The sequence below is a fragment of the Billgrantia sp. Q4P2 genome, from assembly GCF_052806135.1.
Genome location: NZ_JBRBAI010000001.1, coordinates 109,739 through 128,112 on the forward strand (window position 1 = coordinate 109,739; position 18,374 = coordinate 128,112).

Annotated in this window: 15 protein-coding genes; 14 read left to right on the plus strand and 1 reads right to left on the minus strand. The window is 66.6% G+C overall.

The window, feature by feature from the left end:
* Nucleotides 1–21 precede the first annotated feature (21 nt).
* The 14 genes from ACUY1T_RS00520 (at nt 22) to ACUY1T_RS00585 (ending at nt 17,746) form a co-directional block, all read left to right on the plus strand.
* Nucleotides 22–1,467: a lipopolysaccharide biosynthesis protein gene (locus tag ACUY1T_RS00520; protein WP_446019763.1), complete on the plus strand. Its 1,446-nt coding sequence runs from the start codon at nt 22–24 to the stop codon at nt 1,465–1,467.
* A complete protein-coding gene (locus ACUY1T_RS00525; protein ID WP_446019764.1) occupies nt 1,464–3,104 on the plus strand; it encodes an asparagine synthase-related protein in 1,641 nt (546 codons plus the stop codon). The genes ACUY1T_RS00520 and ACUY1T_RS00525 overlap by 4 nt, the downstream gene beginning before the upstream one ends.
* Before the next feature lie 2 nt (nt 3,105–3,106).
* Nucleotides 3,107–3,769, plus strand: a complete 663-nt coding sequence (locus ACUY1T_RS00530) for an N-acetyltransferase family protein (RefSeq protein ID WP_446019765.1) — start codon at nt 3,107–3,109, stop codon at nt 3,767–3,769.
* Complete coding sequence (locus tag ACUY1T_RS00535; RefSeq protein ID WP_446019766.1) at nt 3,766–4,692, plus strand: GNAT family N-acetyltransferase; 927 nt, start codon at nt 3,766–3,768, stop codon at nt 4,690–4,692. Before ACUY1T_RS00530 ends, ACUY1T_RS00535 begins: the two co-directional genes overlap by 4 nt.
* Before the next feature lie 5 nt (nt 4,693–4,697).
* A complete protein-coding gene (locus tag ACUY1T_RS00540) occupies nt 4,698–6,146 on the plus strand; it encodes a polysaccharide deacetylase family protein (RefSeq protein WP_446019767.1) in 1,449 nt (482 codons plus the stop codon).
* A 19-nt stretch (nt 6,147–6,165) separates the two neighbouring features.
* The gene (locus ACUY1T_RS00545; RefSeq protein WP_446019768.1) at nt 6,166–7,497 is read left to right on the plus strand and encodes a hypothetical protein; all 1,332 of its coding nucleotides are present in this window, start codon (nt 6,166–6,168) and stop codon (nt 7,495–7,497) included.
* Entirely contained in the window at nt 7,457–8,575 is a 1,119-nt protein-coding gene (locus tag ACUY1T_RS00550; RefSeq protein WP_446019769.1) for a glycosyltransferase family 4 protein, read from the plus strand. The genes ACUY1T_RS00545 and ACUY1T_RS00550 overlap by 41 nt, the downstream gene beginning before the upstream one ends.
* Before the next feature lie 11 nt (nt 8,576–8,586).
* Nucleotides 8,587–9,837, plus strand: coding sequence for a glycosyltransferase family 4 protein (locus tag ACUY1T_RS00555; RefSeq protein WP_446019770.1), 1,251 nt, complete (start codon nt 8,587–8,589; stop codon nt 9,835–9,837).
* On the plus strand, nt 9,834–10,430 hold the full coding sequence (locus ACUY1T_RS00560) for a sugar transferase (RefSeq protein ID WP_446019771.1): 597 nt from the start codon (nt 9,834–9,836) through the stop codon (nt 10,428–10,430). Before ACUY1T_RS00555 ends, ACUY1T_RS00560 begins: the two co-directional genes overlap by 4 nt.
* Nucleotides 10,423–11,142: an acetyltransferase gene (locus ACUY1T_RS00565; protein ID WP_446019772.1), complete on the plus strand. Its 720-nt coding sequence runs from the start codon at nt 10,423–10,425 to the stop codon at nt 11,140–11,142. The genes ACUY1T_RS00560 and ACUY1T_RS00565 overlap by 8 nt, the downstream gene beginning before the upstream one ends.
* Nucleotides 11,142–12,323: a DegT/DnrJ/EryC1/StrS family aminotransferase gene (locus tag ACUY1T_RS00570; protein ID WP_446019773.1), complete on the plus strand. Its 1,182-nt coding sequence runs from the start codon at nt 11,142–11,144 to the stop codon at nt 12,321–12,323. Before ACUY1T_RS00565 ends, ACUY1T_RS00570 begins: the two co-directional genes overlap by 1 nt.
* A 49-nt stretch (nt 12,324–12,372) precedes the next feature.
* The gene (locus ACUY1T_RS00575) at nt 12,373–14,349 is read left to right on the plus strand and encodes a polysaccharide biosynthesis protein (RefSeq protein WP_446019774.1); all 1,977 of its coding nucleotides are present in this window, start codon (nt 12,373–12,375) and stop codon (nt 14,347–14,349) included.
* Between the two features lie 137 nt (nt 14,350–14,486).
* Nucleotides 14,487–16,337, plus strand: a complete 1,851-nt coding sequence (gene glmS / locus ACUY1T_RS00580) for a glutamine--fructose-6-phosphate transaminase (isomerizing) (RefSeq protein ID WP_446019775.1) — start codon at nt 14,487–14,489, stop codon at nt 16,335–16,337.
* A gap of 134 nt (nt 16,338–16,471) precedes the next feature.
* Nucleotides 16,472–17,746: an O-antigen ligase family protein gene (locus ACUY1T_RS00585; RefSeq protein WP_446019776.1), complete on the plus strand. Its 1,275-nt coding sequence runs from the start codon at nt 16,472–16,474 to the stop codon at nt 17,744–17,746.
* Nucleotides 17,747–17,754: 8 nt separating this feature from the next.
* On the opposite strand, the gene ACUY1T_RS00590 is transcribed toward ACUY1T_RS00585, so the two are convergent.
* On the minus strand, nt 17,755–18,372 hold the full coding sequence (locus ACUY1T_RS00590) for an alpha-ketoglutarate-dependent dioxygenase AlkB family protein (RefSeq protein ID WP_446019777.1): 618 nt from the start codon (nt 18,370–18,372) through the stop codon (nt 17,755–17,757).
* Between the last annotated feature and the right edge of the window lie 2 nt (nt 18,373–18,374).

Consider the following 18,374-nt stretch of genomic DNA (forward strand, 5'->3'; position numbering starts at 1 on the left):
CTGCCAGGGAGGGAGACATACGTGTTGAATCGGCTTGTCATACCGGCCAAGCGCCTGCTGCCGACCCATGCTTTCGCTCGTGGGGTGAGCGTGCTGGTGGGGGGGACGGCGGGGGCCCAGCTGCTGGCCATCGCCGCGGCACCGCTGCTGACCCGGCTCTACACCCCCGAGGACTTCGGCCTGCTGGCGGTCTACGGCGGCCTGTTGGCGCTGTTCACCGTGGTGGCCAGCGGCCGCTACCAGATGGCCATTCCGCTGCCGGAGACGGAGCGCGAGGCGGCCGAGGTACTGGTGCTCAGCCTGGCGGTGGCCGCCTTGACCACCTTCGCCGCGCTGCTGCTGGTGGCGCTGGGCGGCAGGTCACTGGCAGAGGCCCTTGGCGTGCCTGCGCTGACCCCCTGGCTGTGGCTGTTGCCGCTGGGCGTGGCCTTTGCCGGGAGCTTCCAGGCGGCCAGCCATTGGGCGGTGCGTACCCGCGCCTTTCCGGCCATTGCCGCGACGAAGATCAAGCAGTCGCTGGCGCTGCTGGTCATCCAGCTTGGTGCCAGCCCGCTGGGCGGCGGTGGGTTGCTGCTCGGCCATGCCGCGGGGCAGGGCGTTGGTACGCTGACGCTGGTACGGCCGGCCCTGCGCGCTGCCGCCGAGCACCGTGTCACCGCGGCCGGTGTCTGGGCGGCGGCGCGACGCTACCGCAAGTTCCCGCTGTTCTCCACCTGGTCGGGTCTGTTCAACACGCTTGGCAAGCAGCTCCCGCCGCTGCTCTTTGCGGTGCTGTTCAGCCCGGTGGCCGCTGGGCTCTACGCCCTGGCTCACCGGGTGCTGGCCATGCCCATGACGCTGATCGGCGAGGCGGTGGGCAAGGTGTTCTTCTCCAGCGCCGCCGAGGCGCACCGGCGTGGCGAGTTGGGCCCGCTGGTGGCCAAGGTGCATGCCACGCTGGCGCAGGTCGCCATGCCGCCGGCCATCGTGCTGATGGTGATCGGCCCGGACCTGTTTGCCCTGGTCTTCGGCGAGCGCTGGCGCGAGGCCGGTGACTTCGCCCGCTGGATGGCGCCTTGGCTGTACCTGGTGTTCATCACTTCGCCGCTGAGCCATCTCTTCTCGGTGCTGGAGCGCCAGGGGCAGGGTCTGGCCTTCCAGGCGCTGCTGCTCGGTGTACGCGTCGCGGCCATTGCCATCGGCGCCGCCCTGGACGACCTGCTGCTGACGGTGGCGCTGTTCTCGTTGGGCAGTGCCGCCTGCTGGGTCGGCTTTCTCGGCTGGATCGCCGTGCTGACCGGCAATCGGCCGCAGCGGCTGGCGGTGTCGACCCTCACGGCACTGGGTTGGAGCCTGGCACTGCTGGCGCCGTTGGTCGTCGTCGAGTGGCTGGCGCCCGTATGGCTGCCCTGGAGCGCAGCACTGCTGCTTAGCGCCGCACTGGTGGGATTGCGATACCTGTTCCTGTTCCGAAGGGCCTACCAATGAGTTCGATACATTGTCACTTTTCTTCCTCGCGTTGGCAGGAGTGCGAGCTGTCCGGCGGTCGCGGCTTCGTGTGCGGTGCCGCCTGGCTGAATGGCCATCGCTTGTCCGCAAGCGGTGCTCTCAAGCAGATGAATCTGGCGCAAGGGATCGATGCCTGGCGCAAGCGCATGGGGGAGCTCAACGGTTTCTATGCCTTGGTGAGCCGGACGGGAAACGAGATGGTGGCGGCCGTGGACCGCATACGTTCGATCCCGCTCTTCTATGGCGTCAAGGCCGGCGATGTCTATCTCAGCGACGATGCCGACTGGGTACGCCAGCAGCTCGACGAGGCGCATATCCACGACGAGGCCCGGGCCGATTTCGAACTGGCCGGGTACGTCACCGGCCAGGACACGCTGTTTCGCCGCGTCAAGCAACTGCGTGCCGGCGAGGCGCTGATCGTGACCGATTCCGACCTGGGGCTGACGCTCGACGTGGAGCGCTATTTCTGCTTCGAGTACTACCGTTTCCAGAACGATGGCATGCCCGATCGTGACGACGGCCGGCATCTGGCCCGGCTCGAAGAGATCGTCGAAGAGGCGTGCGAGCAACTGGTCAAGACGGCCCATGGTCGCCAGATCGTGGTGCCGCTGAGCGGCGGCTACGACTCGCGGCTGATCGCTACGCTGCTGGCGCGCTGCGAGTACCCGCACGTGCTCACCTATGCCTATGGCCATCGCGACAACCATGAAGCCAAGGTGAGCCGGGAGGTGGCCCACGCCCTGGGGCTGCCCTGGACCTTCGTCGAGTACAGCCAGGAGGCATGGAACCGGGTCGCCGACAGCGAGGAGTACTGGCGCTACCAGCAGTGGGCCTCTGGCTGGAACGGTATCGCCAACATGCAGGACTGGCTGGCGGTCAAGCTGTTGACGGAGCAGGGCAAGGTCGAGCCAGGCTCGCTGTTCGTGCCCGGGCACTGCTGCGTCACCGGCTTCCTGGTGCCGAGCGTATTCGAGGCCAAGCGGGCGGGGCGCCTGATGGAGGCGGGTGAGCTGACCGAGGCGCTGCGTCAGCGTCACTTCACCCTCAATGCGAGCGACGAGGGCGAGGCATTGTTTCGCGAACGCGTGCAACCTCGTCTGGCCTTGGATTACCCGCTCGATGACGCCCTGGATCCCGATGAGTTCATCCGCCAGTTCGTGCTGTTCGGCTGGCAGGAGCGCCAGGCCAAGTTCATCGTCAATTCCGTGCGCTGCTTCGAATTCTTCGGCCACGATTGGTGGATGCCCCTGTACGACCGTGACTTCATGGTCTTCTGGCAGTCCGTGCCGGACCACTGGCTGGAGAGTCGCTCCGGCTACGTCACCTTCGTCGAGACCCTGTTCACCGAGGTCAGCGGTCTCAAGGCACCGCTGGGCAACGCCGCGCAGCAGTCGCGCCAGAGCCTGCGCGCCCGTCTCAGTCGCCTGGCAGCTTTCCGCCGCGGCCCAGGGGCTCGCGTGAAGCGCCTGGCAAAGCGGCTGATGCCGGGGTTGGCCCGGGGCAACACCCTGGCTTCCACGGGCCGCTTCCCACCCGAGACCCTCGAGCGCCTGCGCTCGCAGGGCTACTCGCACAACGGGGTGGCGGCACAGCTCTTCCTCGAGAGGTTCTGCTGATCATGAATGTCAACGCACCGAGTCGATACCTGCGGGTCGCCTTCGAAGCGGCCGCGTTGATCGCGCGCAACCTGCGCCGGGTCCGCCGGTTCGCGCCGGTTCCACTGCGCTGCCATGAGGGCTATCGGCTGTGCGCCATGGGGCCTGCCCATCTGGCCGGGGCGCTGGCGCTGTATGCCGAATTGCACGAGGGCAAGGCGCTGGCGCTGCCCCGGCGCTGCCTGTATCGCCTGGCCGGCGATCGTCTCGGCGTGGTCGCCCTGGACATCGAGGGACGGGTGGTCGGGGCGGCGTTCTACGGCTTCAGCCGGCGTGACCTGCGCGAGGGGCGGGTGCACTCCAGCTTCAGCGGCGTGCACCCGGCCCACCGCGGGCGAGGGCTCGCCACCGAGTTGCGCCGTAGCGCCATCCTGCATTTCCGCGCCAACGGGGTGCAAGGCTATTCCGCGCGCATCTCGGCCGACAACGTCGCTTCGCTCAAGCCCAGCCTGCGCCTCGGCTTCCGTATCGCCGAGCGCTACCAGGACCCGGCCAGCGGCGAGCTGCGTTACTACCTGGTCTGCGATTTCGACGACGACTACCGCGATGACTCCACGCAGAACCCGACACCGGAACCCGGGCCGCAGCCTTCGGCCACGGAGACGGAAAGGAAAGCCGTACCATGATGAACGATCCCCTGTTCCATCCCGGATGGATCCGGTTCAACGAGCAACGCTGGGGGCTTACCGCCGAGCCGCTGACGTTCGCACCCGACAAGGGCGACGGCTGGCAGCTCGAGACCGTGCTCTACCGCAACCGCCACGGCCGCCTGGTGACGCCGCCGCGCAACTCCCATCTGCCCATCGACTTCCAGTGCGCCAGCGAACGTCCGGCGGCGCGCAATCGGCGCAAGCGCCTGGCCCTCACCCGACTGGCCGAGCACCTGCAGCAGTGCGAGTTTGGCGGCAGCCTCAGCCTCTCCTCGGTGGCGGACGACGTGCGTCCGTTCGAGTGGGCCAACATGACGGCGCGGCCGCGCTTCACCTACCACCTGGACATCGCCACGCGCGAAGACGCCATCGACCCCAACGCGCGCAAGAAGGCTCGCAAGTGCCGCCGCCTGGGCTACCGCTGCGAAGTCACCGAGGACTATCACGCGGTTGCCGACTGCCTGGCGGGCCCGGAAGCGCGCAAGGGTTTCGACTACCGACTCGATGCCGCTGAACTCGCTCGCCTGGCCGAGCTGATGGGGCCGGAGCATTTCGTCTGTTTCCTGGCGCGCAATGCCGAGGGTGAAGCCATGGGCACGCGGGTTTGTCTGTTCGTGCCGGGCGGCCACGCCCTGGCCTGGTCGGCAGGCATGAAGACCGAGGCGATGAAGGATGGCGTCAACAACCTGGTCGCCGAGGAGGCATTGGACTTCTTCGAGCGCCAGGGGTGCAGCGTCTTCGACTTCATCGGCGCCAACATCGCGCCGGTGGCGGAGATGAAGGAGGCATGGGGCGGGCGCTTGGTATGTCACTACGCGATCAGTCCGCGGGGCATCCGCCAGCTGGCCCGCGAGGCATACGTCACGGCCCGCACACTGATGAAGAGGGAATCCAAGTGAATGACATGACTGCACTTTACGATAGGAATTCCCAGGCGCGGCCGAACGCTTCGCCGATCCCTTCCGGCGTACCGCAAAAGCTGTCCGTCGTTTCGCCGGGCGTGACATCGAGCGAACCGGTACTCGCCTGGCTGGAACAGGTCCTCCAGGAGCGCTTCGGCCTACCGCTGCTCCTTGAGCGCGATGGACCCGAACGGCTCTATCTTCGTCATGCCGAGGCGCCGGGGCATATCCTGTTCGACCGCCTGCAACCGGGCTTCTACCTGGCCGGCGTGGATCTGCCGCACTGCCAGTGGGAGGCGACGGAGGAAGGCTTCGACGCCCCGCTCGACCTGCCGCTACCGGCGCCAGGCGCCGCCAGCCTGCCGCGGCCGCTGGTAGAGCCGGCGGCAGGAGGGCTGACGATTCACTACGACATCCTTGGCCTGACCTATTGGATGCTGTCGCGCGTGGAGGAGGTCGATGCCCAGGTCCTCGACCGGCACTGTCGCTTCCCCGCCAGCGCCTCCCATGCCGGGCGCCATGGCTACCTGGAGAGGCCGGTGGTCGACGAGTGGCTGGCGGTGCTCGGTCAGGTGATCCGACGCCAGTGGCCACAGGCGCAGCTGCGCCAGCACGAGTTCACGCTGCGCCCGAGCCATGACGTGGATCGCCCCAGCCGCTACGGCTTCGCCCGCGACGTCAAGCTGGCGCGAGTCATGCTCGGCGATGCCCTGCTTCATCGTCGCCCACAAGCGCTGCTGGTGGGTCCCTGGGTCCGCCTGTGTACCCGCCGTCGGCTGCATCCGCTGGATCCGCTCAACACCTTCGACTGGCTGATGGACGTCTCCGAGCGCCACGGCCTGACCAGCGCCTTCTATTTCATCTGCGGGCGCACCGACCCGCGCAAGGATGCCGACTACGAGCCGGAGCATCCGGCCATGCGCCATCTCATGCGACGTATCCATGAGCGCGGCCACGAGGTCGGCCTGCACCCCAGCTACCACACCTTCCGCAATCCCAAGGAACTGGCCAACGAAGCCGAGCGCCTGCGTCGGGTATGCGCCGAGGAGGGCATCGAGCAGGCGCAGTGGGGCGGGCGCATGCACTACCTGCGCTGGCAGATGCCGCTGACGCTGCAGGGCTACGAACAGGCCGGCCTCGACTACGACACCACGCTCTCCTACGCCGAGGCACCGGGATTTCGCTGTGGCACCTGCTTCGACTACCCCGCGTTCGATCCGGTCAAGGGGGAGCCGCTGGCGTTGCGCATCCGGCCGCTGATTGCCATGGAGGCCTCGGTGATCTCGCCCCTTTACCTGGGGCTCGGCACCGGGGAGGAGGCGTTCAAGCGTTTCAGCATGCTCAAGGCGCGCTGTCGGGCCGTGGGCGGCACCTTCACCCTGCTATGGCACAACTCGGAACTGACCACGTCGGCCCAGCGCGAGCTCTATGAGCGCGTGCTGAGCGACTGAAAGGCGAAGAGGTAACGGCATGGTCCTGTCCGGTGATGCATTGGCGGCGCGCGCCTCCGCCATTGGCTTCTTCGTGCTCTTCCCGGGCTTCATCCTCTACCACACCCTGGTGGCGATGGGACTGATCCCGGCTTTTCTCGGCGGCCTGTTCGGGGTGGTGTCGGTGGTGATGTTCGTCATCTACTGTGCATTGCTGCCTTCCCAACTGTACGCCTTGCTGGCCTCGACGCGCGGCTATGCGCTGGTCACGCTGGTCTTCTTCGCCTATGTGCTGCTGTGGGCCGCGGCCAACTACGGCCTGGTCGGCGGTGGCGTGATGCGAGCGGCGCTGATCCAGACCATCGAGACGCTGGTGCTGTGGATGGTGCTGTTCGTAATGGGCTATCGCGTGCCGCTCACTTCGCCGCGGCTGGTGCGGGCTTTCTGGATCGCCTTCGTGCTGATCGCCGGTTACCTGCTGTTCCATGTGGCGACCACCGGCGAGTGGATGTTCTTCGCCCGGCGCATGATCGAGGCCGAAGCCGGCGAGAACGTCTCCACCTATCAGGGCTATGCCCGCAGTGCCCTGGTGCTGCTGTTGTTTCTGATCGCCGTCAGCCAGCGTGCGGTGGTGCGTGCCGGCCTGATCGTGCTCGGTGCCTTCGTCATGTTCATGCTGGGGGCGCGTTCCGAGCTCTATGCCTTCCTGGGGCTGTCGCTGGTTCTGCTCACCCTGTGGGCAGGCCTGAGCGTGAAGTACCTGCTCACGCTGCTGGCGGTGATCGCGGTACTGATCGCGCTGGTGGTGAGCCAGTTCGAGTCGCTGGCCGGTAGCCGCCAGCTGCAGGTATTCGACCTCTCGGGAACCAGCTCCTGGCTGGCACGCCAGAACCTGGGCCAGCGCGCCGTGGAGCAGATCCTGGCCAATCCGCTGTTGGGACGCTTCGGCGGGCATATCGGCTCGACGGGGCTGACCGGAAGCTACGCCCACAGCATGCTCTCCGCTTGGGTCAACTATGGGCTGCTGGGCTTCGCGCTCTACGTTGGCCTGACCGCGATTGCCTTCCTGGGCTCCACCTACCGCATGTTCGCCTGCGGCGATCGTGCCGCCTGGTGGGTTTTTGCCTTCTCGACCAATTTCGTCTGCCTGCTGTTGATGGTGCTGGCCAAACCGGTGTTCTGGCCGCTGCCGGCGCTCGGCTGGGGCGCCTTCGCCAACGCCCTGGTCGCTGCGCGCCAGGAGCGGGACGCCACCACAGGGCAAGCCGGTGCCGGCCATGACGAACCGGGGCAGCACTACGCTGCCGGGGATATACAAGGACGCAACGATAATGAAAGTGGTACACCTGACCTCAGCCCATCCGCGCTATGACACCCGTATCTTCCACAAGCAGTGCCGGTCGCTGGCTGCCGCTGGCTACCCGGTAACGCTGGTGGTCGCCGATGGCGAGGGAGGTGAAGAGCGCGATGGGGTGTCCATCGTCGATGTCGGCCGCCTGGCCGGACGCCTCAACCGTGTGGTGAAGACCACGCGCCGCGTCTTCGAACGGGCCAGGCAACTGGATGCCGACCTCTACCATCTGCACGATCCCGAGCTGATGCCGGTCGGACGTCGCCTCAAGCGGCTGGGCAAGCGCGTGGTCTACGACGCCCATGAGGACCTGCCGCGCCAGATGCTGGCCAAGCACTATCTCGGCAGGTTCACCCGGCAGGTCCTGTCGCGCGGCGTCGAGGCCTATCAGAACCGCGTCTGTCGGCACTTCGATGCCATCGTGGCGGCGACGCCCCATATTCGCGATCGTTTCGAGGAGTTCCATCCCCGGGTCGTGGATGTCAACAACTTCCCCATGCTGGGCGAACTCGACGGGGCCCCCGATGCACGCCTGATTGCCAGCGTGGGCGAGCGGCCGGCCGTGTGCTATGTCGGCGGCATCGCTGCGATCCGCGGCATCCGCGAGATCGTGCGCGCCATGGAGTTGGCCGAGAACGACTGCCGGCTGCAGCTCGCTGGCGACTTCACCGTGCTCGCCCTGGAGCAGGAGGTGATGACCTATGCCGGCTGGTCGCGGGTCGAGGCGCACGGCTACCTCGATCGTGCCGGCGTACGTCGGGTGCTGGCCAGCTCGATCGCCGGCCTGGTCACCCTGCATCCGACCATCAACTACCTCGATGCCTTGCCGGTGAAGATGTTCGAGTACATGAGTGCCGGGCTGCCGGTGATTGCCTCGGACTTCCCCCTGTGGCGCGAGATCGTCCAGGGCAGCGACTGCGGGCTGTGTGTCGATCCTCTCGATCCCCAGGCGATCGCCCAGGCCATCGACTTCATCGTGAGCCATCCCGAGCGTGCCCGCGAGATGGGCGAGAACGGCCGGCGGGCCGTGACCGAGCGTTACAACTGGCAGCAGGAGGAACACAAGCTGCTGGACACCTATCGCGACCTTTCCCGCTGACCGAGGACTGCATGAGACACGTCTGGATTCTGAATCACTACGCCAAGCATCCCGATGCGGCCGGCGGGGCGCGTCACTATCAGCTCGCCCGTTACCTGCCGGACTTCGGCTGGCAAGCCACGCTGATCGCCTCGAGCGTCGATCATCCCAGCGGCGAGCAACGCTTGGAGAAGGATGAGCAGTGGCGTCTGGAGACCTGTGGCGATGTGCGCTTCCTGTGGCTGCGCACGTCCAGCTACCGCGGCAATGGCGGTGGGCGCATGAAGAACATGCTCGAGTATGCCTGGCAGGCGGTACGCCCCTCGCGCCTGGCCGGGCTCGAGCGCCCCGACCTGATCGTCGGCTCGAGCGTGCACCCCTTCGCGGCGCTTGCCGGCTGGTGGCTGGCACGGCGGCATGGCGTGCCGTTCGTGTTCGAGGTACGCGACCTGTGGCCGCAGACCTTGATCGACATGGGCCGGCTGCGCGAGGGCGCGTCGGTAACGCGTGCCTTGCGGGCGCTGGAAACCTTCCTCTATCGCCGCGCACGCCGCGTACTGACCCTGCTGCCCCGTGCGGTGGATTACATCGCACCGCTGGGCATACCCGAGGAGCGGGTGGTGTGGCTCTCCAACGGTGTCGACCTTGCCGATTTCCCCGATCCCACGCCGCCAGCGCCACGCCCAGCCCAGATGCCGTTGTCGCTGATGTATTTCGGCAGCCACGGCGAGGCCAACGGACTCTCCGATCTGCTGGAAGCCATGGCGATCGTCAAGGAAGGCAGGCGCGATGGCGAGGTGCCGGTGCAGCTGCGCCTGATCGGCGACGGCCCGGCCAAGCAGGAACTGATGCGCCAGGCCAGCTGGCTCGGCCTGGACGGACGCTGGGTACGCTTCGAGCCGCCGGTGCCCAAGCGCGAGATTCCGGCGCTGGCACGCGAGGCCGATGCCTTCGTGATCACGGTGCGCGACCTGCCGCAGCTCTATCGCTTCGGAATCAGCATGAACAAGCTGTTCGACTACATGGCCGCCGCTCGCCCCGTGATCATCGCCTCGGCGGCAGTCAACGACCCGGTTGCCGAGGCGGGAGCCGGTATCACGGTTCCCCCCGAAGATCCCCTGGTGCTGGCCGAGGCGATCGAGCGATTGGTGGCGCTGCCGCCCGAGGAGCGCACGCGAATGGGGCAGGCGGGGAGGACCCATATGGAAGCCGTCTACGACTACCGGATCCTGGCCGAGCGCCTGGCCGCCCTCATGAACGACGTCATGGATGAGAAACGATGAAACGACTGTTCGATATCGTGGTGGCTCTGGTGGCCCTGGCGCTGCTCGCTCCACTGATGCTCGTGGTGGCCCTGCTGGTACGGCTGAAGCTCGGCTCCCCCGTGCTGTTCCGCCAGACCCGGCCGGGGCTCAGCGGCCACCCCTTCGAAATGATCAAGTTTCGCACCATGCGCGACGCCTGGGACGAGCATGGCAAGCCGTTGCCCAACGCGGAGCGCATGACGCGGTTCGGCAGCGTGTTGCGTGCCACCAGCCTCGATGAGTTGCCGGAGCTGTGGAACGTGCTCAAGGGCGACATGAGCCTGGTCGGACCGCGTCCGCTGCTGATGGAGTACCTGCCGCTCTATACCCCGCGCCAGGCCCGACGCCACGAGGTGCGTCCAGGCGTCACCGGCTGGGCCCAGGTCAACGGGCGCAATGCGCTCACCTGGGAGGAGAAGTTCGAACTCGACGTGTGGTACGTCGACAACCGTTCACTGTGGCTCGATCTGCGCATCCTGCTGCTCACCGTGAAGAAGGTCGTGGTACGCGAAGGCATTGCCCATGACGGCGATGTCGCCATGCCGCGCTTTCGTGGAGGCCACCATGAGTAATCGTCGTCGTCTCGCCATCCTTGGCGCCAGCGGCCACGGCAAGGTAGTGGCGGACATCGCCATACAGGCCGGTTGGCAAGAGCTGGTGTTCTATGACGATGTCTGGCCGCAGCGGACGCGTCACGAGCATTGGGAGATAGAAGGCACGTTGCCGATGCTGCTTCACGACCTGCCGAAGGTCGACGGCGTCGTGGTAGCCATCGGTCACAACGCCATTCGCGAGGCCAAGCTCGACGCGTTGCTGGCGCACGGCGCGAGGGTCGTCACGCTGGTGCATCCGCGTGCCACGGTCAGCCCCATGGCCCGGCTCGAGGCCGGCTGCGTGGTGGTTGCCGGGGCGGTGATCAATGCCTTTGCCGAGCTGGGCCGGGGCTGCATCGTCAATACCAGCGCTACCGTGGGGCACGACTGTCGCCTGGGAGCCTGCGTGCATGTCGCCCCGGGGGCCAACGTGGCCGGCGATGTGGAGATCGGGCGTACCAGCTGGATCGGCGCCGGGTCGGTGGTGCGCCAGGGCGTGGCCATCGGCGAAGGCGTGATGGTGGGTGCCGGGGCGGCCGTGGTTTCCGATATCGCGGGTTATCTCGTCGTGGCAGGCGTGCCGGCACGCCCGATGTCGACCGAGCAGGAACGCAGTGATGCGAATGACATGTCGCCGGACGCCTCCAATGTCCATCGGCTCAATCTAGTCTCGCCACAAGGACGAACGTAATGCTCAATGGATCCTTTTCCCCCTGGCCTTCCTACACCCGCGAGGAGGCCGAAGCGGTCTCCCGTGTGCTGCTCTCCAACCGGGTCAACTACTGGACCGGCGAGGAGTGCCGTAAATTCGAACGCGAGTTCGCCCGCTTCGCCGATAGCGAGTACGCCATTGCCGTGGCCAACGGCACCGTCGCCCTCGACCTCGCCCTGCGCGGGCTCGGTATCGGCACGGACCCCGCCGACGAGGTGATCGTGACCTCGCGCACCTTCCTGGCGTCGGCCTCGAGCATCGTCATGGCGGGGGCCCAGCCGGTGTTCGCCGATGTCGACCGCGACTCGCAGAACGTCACTGCCGCGAGCGTGGCCGAGAAGATCACGCCGCGTACCCGGGCGATCGTCGCGGTGCACCTGGCCGGCTGGCCCTGCGAGATGGATGCGCTCATGGCCTTGGCCGAGCGTCACGGGCTCTACGTGATCGAGGACTGCGCCCAAGCCCACGGGGCACGCTACCGGGGACGTAGCGTCGGCAGCCTGGGGCACGTTGCCTGCTGGTCGTTCTGCCAGGACAAGATCATGACTACCGGCGGCGAAGGCGGCATGGTCACCACCAGCGACACCGGCCTGTGGCGCCGCATGTGGGCCTTGAAGGACCACGGCAAGAGCTGGGAGGCGGTCTACCAGCATCAGCATCCGCCCGGCTTCCGTTGGCTGCACGAAAGCTTCGGCACCAACTGGCGGCTCACCGAGATGCAGGCCGTCATCGGTCGCATCCAGCTTGAGCGTATGCCGCAGTGGAAGGCCGCGCGGCAGGCCAATGCGAAACGCATCTGGCAGGCCGCGGCCGACTGTCCGGGCCTGCGCGTGCCCAAGGTGCCGGCGCACTGCGACCACGCAGCGTACAAGTGCTACGTCTTCGTCGAACCCGGGCGGCTGGCGCCGGGCTGGGACCGCGACCGCATCATGGCCGAGATCAATGCCGCCGGCGTGCCGTGCTTCTCGGGTTCCTGTTCGGAGGTGTATCGCGAGAAGGCGTTCGAGGGCACCGGCTGGCGCCCCGAGCAGCCGCTTCCCGTTGCCCGCGAACTGGGCGAGACGAGCCTGATGTTCCTCTGTCATCCGACGCTGACAGAGAGCGAGATCGCGCGGACCTGCGCGATGCTCGAAGAAGTCATGGCACAGGCTGGCGCCTGAGGCCCGGAATCGGCGGGCGCGTCGGCGTCCGCGGTCATGGAGAGACGACATGCGAGATCTGCTGCAATCCCTGTTCCGCCTGCCCAGGCGGCAGAAGCGCTTCATCCAGCTGGCGGTGGACTGTGTGCTGATCGCCACCAGCTTCCTGTTGGCCATGTTGTTGCGCCTGGAGAGCTGGGCGCCTCTGGCCGAAGTGCAGACCTGGCTGGCCCTGCTGGTGATGATCCCGCTGAGCCTGGCGATCTACGTGAGGCTCGGCTTCTATCGAGCGGTGATTCGCTACTTGGGGCCGAAGGCGATACGTGCCGTGGTCATCGGGGTGGTGGTGTCGGCCCTGTCGCTGCCACTGGCCAGTTACCTCTTTGCGCTGGGCATTCCGCGCAGCGTGCCCTTCATCTACGCCATGCTCGCGCTGCTCACCATCGGTGGCGTGCGTTTCGGGCTGCGCGCCATCTATCTGCGTAGCCAGATCCGCCACAAGCCGCGGGTGGTGATCTACGGTGCCGGTTCGGCCGGGCGTCAGCTGGCGGTATCGCTCAGCCACGGCCAGGAGTACCTGCCGATCGCTTTCGTCGACGATGCGGTAAGCCTGCAAAACACCTACATCGAGGGGCTCAAGGTCTATCCGCCGCGCCAGCTCGGCTACCTGGCCGACACCTATGGCGCCGAGCGGGTGCTGTTGGCCATGCCCAGCGCCAACCGGGCACGGCGGCGCGAGATCCTCGCCGAACTGGAGCCGCAGGGCTTCCCGGTGCAGACGATTCCCGGCGTGGTCGACGTGGTGACTGGCCGCGCCAGGATCAGCGAGGTGCGCGACGTGGCGGTGGAGGACCTGCTCGGGCGCGACCCGGTACCGCCCAATCCCACCCTGATGGAGGCCAATATCCGCGACAAGGTGGTGCTGGTCACCGGTGCGGGCGGTTCCATCGGTTCCGAACTCTGCCGCCAGATCCTGCGCCACGGCCCCAGGCGGCTGTTGCTGCTCGATATCTCCGAGTTCGCCCTCTATCGCATCGAACAGGACCTGCTCCGTATCGCCAAGGAGGAGGGGCTCGAGGTGCGCATCGAGGCGCTGCTCGGTTCGGTGCAACATCGCAAGCGGCTGACGGCGGTGATGAAGGCCTACGAGGTGCAGACCGTCTATCACGCGGCCGCCTACAAGCATGTGCCGATGGTCGAGCACAACGTGGTCGAAGGGGTGCAGAACAACGTCTTCGGCACGCTGTCGAGCGCCCGTGCGGCAATGGAAGCAGGCGTCGAGACCTTCGTGCTGATTTCCACTGACAAGGCGGTACGGCCAACCAACGTGATGGGCACCACCAAACGCCTGGCCGAGTTGGTCTGCCAGGCGTTCGCCAAGCACCAGGACGCTACGCGCTTCTGCATGGTGCGCTTCGGCAACGTGCTGGGTTCCAGTGGCTCGGTGGTACCGCTGTTCCGCGAGCAGATCCAGGCGGGCGGGCCGATCACCGTCACCCATCCGGACATCACCCGCTTCTTCATGACCATCCCCGAGGCGGCCCAACTGGTGATCCAGGCCGGCGCCATGGCCCGGGGTGGCGATGTCTTCGTGCTCGACATGGGCGAGCCGGTGCGTATCGCCGATCTGGCGCGCCAGATGGTGCGGCTGTCGGGACTCAAGGTCCGCGACGAGCACAGCCCGGATGGCGATATCGCCATCGCCTACAGCGGCCTGCGCCCGGGAGAGAAGCTCTTTGAAGAGCTGCTGGTGGGCGATGACGTTGCACCGACCTCGCACCCTCGCATCATGACCGCCCAGGAGGTGTTCTGGGAGTGGCCGCAGCTCGAGGGCTTCCTTGACCGGCTGTTCGAGGCGTGCCGCAACTTCCATCACGACGGTATTCGCAGCCTGTTGCTGGAAGCGCCTACGGCGTACCGGCCGGAGGGCGAGATCGTCGACCTGGTGTGGTTGGAGAAGCGTCGCCGCGAGGCGCGGTCGGCGGGCTCGAAGGTGTCGGTGACACCGCTGCGCCCGTTGCGTCCGGTGCTCGAGCGTCACAAATAGACGGCTCCGTCGTGCGTCCTGCCGGCCTGGGATGGCCGTCAGCCGATCTCATCGCAGCCGGTGCATCACCGCGAATTCATTGCCCTAGCAAGTGCATCACGGCCCGTGGCCGTGGCACCGTTCATGGAGAAGAGAACATGTGTGGCATCGTAGCTGCCGTGGGTTCGGACAATGTCCTGCCCATCCTGATGGAAGGTCTCAAGCGCCTCGAGTATCGAGGCTATGATTCAGCGGGTGTTGCCCTGGTGGAGGCACCCGGCAAGCTGGGCCGTGCCCGTGAGGTGGGCAAGGTGGCGGCTCTGGAACGGTTGTTGTCGTCGGCACCGCTGACGGGCATGACGGGTGTGGCCCATACCCGCTGGGCGACCCATGGCGAGCCCAGCCAGGACAACGCCCATCCTCATGTGTCGGGGCGTATCGCTGTGGTGCACAACGGAATCATCGAGAATCACCAGGCGCTCAAGGCCGAGCTAGCCGCCGATGGCTATGCCTTCACCTCCCAGACCGACACCGAAGTCGTCGCTCACCTGATCGAGCGTGAGCTGCGTGGACACGGTGACCTGCTGGCGGCAGTCGAGGCGACGGTAGCGCGGCTCGAGGGCGCCTATGCCCTGGGCGTGATCGATGCCGACAGGCCCGATCGCGTCGTCGGTGCCCGCCACGGCAGCCCGCTCGTGGTGGGAATCGGCGAGCAGGGCTATTACCTGGGTTCCGACCCGCTGGCGTTGCTGAGGGTGACCGATCGCTTCGTCTACCTGGAAGACGGCGATCTGGTAGAGGCCACGTGCGCAGGCTGTGTCGTGCATGGACTCGATGCCGCGGGACAGCGTGTCCCCGTGGTACGCGAGGTGCTGCGCTATGAGCATGACGACCAGGCGGTCGGCAAGGGTGAGTTCGAACACTACATGCTCAAGGAGATCCATGAGCAGCCGGTGGCCGTGGCCAACGCCCTGGAGGGGCGGTTGGGCAGCGACCAGGTACTGATCGAGGCGTTCGGTCCTCAGGCCCGCCAACTGCTCGGCAAGACGCGCCAGATACATCTCGTCGCCTGCGGCACCAGCTACCATGCGGGGATGGTGGCCCGCTACTGGATCGAAGCGCTGGCCGGTGTGCCGTGCCAGGTGGAGATTGCCTCGGAGTATCGCTATCGCGACGTGGTCGCTCCCCCGGGGACGCTGCTGCTGACGCTGTCGCAATCGGGCGAGACCGCCGACACCCTGGCTGCCCTGCGCCATGCGCGCAAGCGCCAGGGTGAGAACTACGTCGGGGCGCTGTCGATCTGCAACGTACCGGGCAGCTCGCTGGTACGCGAATCCGACCTCAGCCTGATGACACACGCCGGCCCCGAGATCGGCGTGGCCTCGACCAAGGCCTTCACCACCCAACTGACCTCGCTGATGCTGGTGGCCCTGGCGCTGCGCCAGTTGCGCGGCGGCGATCAGGACCTGACGGCAAGATTGGTGCACCGACTGCGCTACCTGCCGACCCTGCTGGGCGATACGCTGCAACTCGACGCCGAGATCGCTGGCCTGGCCGAGCGTTTCGTCGACTACCGCCATACCCTGTTCCTGGGACGCGGGGCGCAGATGCCGATCGCCCTGGAAGGGGCGCTCAAGCTCAAGGAGATCTCCTACATCCATGCCGAAGCGTATCCCGCCGGGGAGCTGAAACATGGCCCCTTGGCGTTGATCGACGGCAGCATGCCGGTGGTGGCGCTGGCGCCCATGGACGAACTGATCGACAAGCTCAAATCCAACCTGCAGGAGGTACAGGCGCGTGGCGGTCGACTGCTGGTGTTTGCCGATCCCGAAAGCGGTCTCGAGCAGGAGGAGGCCATGACGGTGGTCAAGGTGCCCGGCTGCTGCCGTTTCCTGGCGCCGATCGTGTATACCCTGCCATTGCAACTGCTGGCCTACCACGTGGCGGTAGCACGCAATACCGATGTCGACCAGCCGCGCAATCTGGCCAAGTCCGTCACCGTGGAGTGAAAGGAAGCCGGCCGGGTGGGCATCGATTCCACTATCATGAGAGGTGATGTTCCAGCACGGCACCAGGAGAGAGCCAGGAGGGCAGTTCCCCCTGGTGCCATTGACGGCAGCGTATCAACGGATGAGCCAATGCCATGATCGAAGACAATTCCTACCGTCCGCTACCCAGCGCCATGTCTCGTAACCTGAAAGGACAGCTCCAGGCCGGGTTGGCGGCCATGGCGATGCTCGCGCTGGGGGGGGCGATGCTGGTGCTGCCATGGGGTACGCTCGTCGTCGTGCCGTTGTTGCTGCTGGCGGCGGCGTGGTTGGGTGAAGAAGGGCAGGTGGATGCGTTTCCCCGGCACGAGGACCTGCTGCTAGCGGCGGCATTGGGCCTTCAGGGCTGTGTCTGGGTTGGCATGCTGCTGGTTCACGGCGAGGGTACCGATGGCTTGGCCGATGCCTGGCCTTTCGCGCTCGCCGTGGTGGCACTGCTGGCTTTCGCCCGGGTCAGGGTTCATGCCACCTGGCTATGGGCCGGTCTGGCACTGGGCAGCCTGGCGGCGGGCGGTTGGGCCATCTGGCAGCGCGTGGTCGATGGTACGGCACGGGCCAGTGGGTACGAGCCGCTGCATGCCATCCTGTTCGGCAACCTGGGGCTGTTGATGGGGCTGCTGTGCTTCGCGGGCCTGAGCTGGTCGTTTGCCCGCCGCGGGCGCTGGCCCTGGTCGCTGCTGTTGATCGCCGGTGGCCTGGCGGGCCTGCTTACCTCGGCCTTGTCTGGTTCACGCGGAGGCTGGATCGGGCTGCCGTTGGCCATCTGGGTGCTCTATCGGGGACATGGCCGCCGACTGTCCTTGGGCTGGCGGGTCACCCTGGTGGCGGCCTTGATGGCGCTTCTGGGTAGCCTATATGCCATGCCGCAGACCGGTGTGGCCACGCGGGTCGACAACGCGGTCAACAGTCTTCGACAGTACGTGGCGGGCGATGACGAGATGACCTCGGTCAGTGCCCGGCTGGAAATGTGGCGCAGTTCTTCACAGTTGATACTGGAGCGGCCGCTGCTCGGCTGGGGCGGCAGCGGTTACCAGGCCACCATGCGTGAGCGCGGTGCGGAAGGCGTGCAGGATCCTGCGCTGGGACGCTACTGGCATGCCCACAACGACATACTCGATGCCTGGGTCAAGCGGGGGTTGCCGGGGTTGCTGGCGCTGCTGGCGCTCTATTTCACCCCCCTGTGGCTATTCGCCCGCGGAGTCGGTGCCGGCTCGGGCGAACAGCGGGCGCTGGCGGTGGCGGGCACCCTGGTGCCGGTCGCCTTCATCGATTTCGGCTTGACCTACAGTTTCCTGGCGTACCCGGTCGGAGGGCTGGTCTACGCGCTATTGATCACGATCCTGTGGGGACTCTATCGCCAGGCTCGTTGAGCCTGTCCTCAATGTCGCTCGGAAGGTGGCAGGACGCGTCGAAAGGTGAGGCTGATGCGCAGCCCGGGAATGCGCCTGGGTAGCAGGGCGTGCTGAAGGCTCGACTGGCAGCCGGGCCCCATCAACAGCAGGCTGTCGTGTGCTAGCCATACATTGAACGGCTCACCACTGCCGTGTTTCCAGCGAAATCGCAGCGGCCGCTCGCTGCCCAGCGTGATGGCGGCGACGACAGGGTCCGGGCCGAGTTCGGGCTCGTCGTCGCTGTGCCAACCCATGCGCTCCTGGCCGTCGGCATAGCGGTTGAGCAAGACACTGTTGAAGTCGGTCTCGACACCCTGCAGCGCCAGCACGACGCCTAGCCGCTCGCGGATTGCGACGACATCCGGGTGCCAAGGTCGTGGCACGAAGTCGCGGCCTGAATAGCGATAACGTGCCTCGGGCTCGCCCATCCACACCTGCTGGCGGGGAATCGGGTGCTCTCGCCCATACAGGCGCAGGCTGGGGCGTTGCCAGTCCAGCTCCGCATCCAGCCTGGCCAGGACCTCACTGGCGCTCGGTTCGCCGAGTACGCCCTGGTAGCGATGCAGCGGTGGCGCTGTCAGCAGTGTTTCCCAAACCCTCGACATGG